Origin of the sequence: Pelomonas sp. KK5, from assembly GCF_001984095.1 — a bacterium.
GTDB lineage: Bacteria > Pseudomonadota > Gammaproteobacteria > Burkholderiales > Burkholderiaceae_C > KK5.
Genome location: NZ_LYVQ01000612.1, coordinates 1 through 214, shown reverse-complemented (window position 1 = coordinate 214; position 214 = coordinate 1). Strand labels below are relative to the sequence as shown.

Annotated in this window: 1 protein-coding gene; it reads left to right on the top strand. The window is 72.4% G+C overall.

Annotation, left to right across the window (positions count from 1 at the left end; all coding sequences use genetic code 11):
- Window positions 1–214, top strand: a 214-nt coding sequence (locus tag B0W88_RS34320; RefSeq protein ID WP_233151933.1) for a YDG domain-containing protein, incomplete at both ends; no start/stop codon positions are given.

Here is a 214-nt window from a genome sequence, read left to right as displayed (position 1 = left end):
GCGACGGTGACGCCGCTGGCCGGCGATGTCGTCAGCGTGCCGGTCGGCTATGCGGCCAGCTTCGCCGACAAGAACGTCGGCACGGGCAAGGCGGTGACGGTCAGCGGCCTGCAGCCTGGCCGGTGCCGATGCCGGCAACTACACCCTGCAAGTGCCGGCCAGCCTGGTGGCCGACATCACCCCGGCGACGCTGGCCGTGTCCGGCCTCTCCGCT